The organism is Streptomyces sp. WM4235 (assembly GCF_001279725.1).
Taxonomy (GTDB): Bacteria; Actinomycetota; Actinomycetes; order Streptomycetales; family Streptomycetaceae; genus Streptomyces.
On sequence record NZ_LGDE01000173.1, the window covers coordinates 1 to 1,586 of the forward strand.

The 1,586-nt window shown below is 70.5% G+C and carries 2 protein-coding genes and 1 pseudogene; 1 reads left to right on the top strand and 2 read right to left on the bottom strand.

What is annotated here, in order from left to right:
- The first annotated feature begins 7 nt into the window (after nt 1-7).
- Complete coding sequence (locus ADK55_RS14755) at nt 8-169, top strand: hypothetical protein (protein ID WP_053676175.1); 162 nt, start codon at nt 8-10, stop codon at nt 167-169.
- A gap of 219 nt (nt 170-388) precedes the next feature.
- Here the strand turns inward: ADK55_RS14755 and ADK55_RS14760 are convergent, their stop codons facing one another.
- Together ADK55_RS14760 and ADK55_RS39800 are read right to left on the bottom strand one after the other, a co-directional pair.
- Nucleotides 389-634: a hypothetical protein gene (locus ADK55_RS14760; RefSeq protein ID WP_234350043.1), complete on the bottom strand. Its 246-nt coding sequence runs from the start codon at nt 632-634 to the stop codon at nt 389-391.
- Nucleotides 635-1,244: 610 nt separating this feature from the next.
- Nucleotides 1,245-1,586 (bottom strand): annotated as a pseudogene (locus ADK55_RS39800) (hypothetical protein); the annotation flags it as partial.

Below are 1,586 nucleotides of genomic sequence, written 5' to 3' on the forward strand. Positions count from 1 at the left end.
GATAATCATGGTTCCCCTGCTTCTTGTTCTTCTGCTCGCTTTGATTCTTTTCGGTGCCGGTTTCGCGGTGAAGATCCTTTGGTGGGTCGCCATTGCGGTGCTGGTGCTGTGGCTGGTCGGTTTCGTCGCCCGTCCCAAGGGGGGCAGCGGTCGCTGGTACCGCTGGTAGCGGCTACGGCACACCGACCTCGGCGCATTGATTTCGGCGTATCGACTTCGCCGTGCTGACGCGAGGCCTGCGGGGCTCATCCCTTCACCAGGGGTGGGCCCCGCCGTCATGCTCGGCCCGGGCCCGGGCCGGCCGTCGGCCTCGCGTCGTTGTCGCCGGCGGGCGCCGGCGGGGCGGTCGAGGGTGCCTGTACGGGGCCGGGGGGCTCGGTGACCGCGGTCACCGTTGGTGCTGCAGGGCGTCGGCGCCTGCGGCGATGACTTCGGCGAGCCGGTTGGCGAAGGCCGCGTTGCATCCTCCGAGCCGGACGAAGCCTTGACCTGCCACCGGCCCGTGGTTGCTCAGGGAGGGAAGGGTCATGTCCGCGAGCGCGAGCGCCGCCTGGAGGCTGGTGACGGCGTCTTCGCCGGCCTGATGGGCGGCGTCCTGGCCCCGCTTGTACCGGATTCGTTCGGCGTGGGTCATCTCGTACACCATGGTGCTGGCCTCTCGTGGTAGACGCGGGTATGGGACGCCGGAGCGTGTCGGGCATCCGGTGCAGCGAGTTGTGCGACGCCCGCCGCGAACATCTGACGCCTGACGCCCGCCGCGAACACCTGACGCCACCGCCGCCGCGGGTGCGTGTGCGGCGGTGGCCGGGCCGGATCGATGGTCGGCGGTTCCAGGACCGCCCGCGACCACTTGGAGTCCGTGGCGCCGGGTCTGCACACTGCCCGTGACCATCGGTTTCGATCTTCGTTTCAAGGATGCAGGCGAGCAGCGAGCATCCCTTTGACGTGTGGGAAGGACCGGGTTGGCCAGGGAGTCAATGGCACGCCCGCCAACCGGCCGGACGCCACCGACGGCAGGCTCCGGCGTCCAGCCCTCCTGCGGGACCTCACTGACGCTCGCCGAGCAGGGAATCAGAGAACGCGAGGGGGGTCGCCCACGCCCCGCCGGCGTGATACCGCTCGCCGTTCCGATGCAATGGTGCTCCACCGCCGCTCACCGTGTCCGCGACCCGTTGCCCGAGTCGGAGGCCGTGACATGGACTGGCACGCGGGGTCAGGCCGCGTGTGTGCGACCGTCCTGTGTCCTACCCGAATCCGTGACCGCGGGGAGGCAGGTGGACGGCCCTGTTGTCCGCCGTGTGGTAGTCGGGCGTCACTCTGTCCGAGCTGCGGCCGGCGGTCGGGGTCGTCTGCTTGAGTTGCGCGGGCACGGGCGCGGAGGGGTTCCGGTGCCGTGGGGCGGCCTGGCGGGGTGGTCGTGTGAGGGTGATCTGGCGGACCAGTTGTTGGAAGCAGGCCAGCGCGGCGACGGCGGGGGGGGGGGATGGCGCCGCCGCGGCGATCGTTCTGGGTGCCTGGGCGACGCACAGGAGCGTGGCCAGGGTGGAGAACAGCAGGACGATGGACCAGGAGTGGAGTGCGCGGCG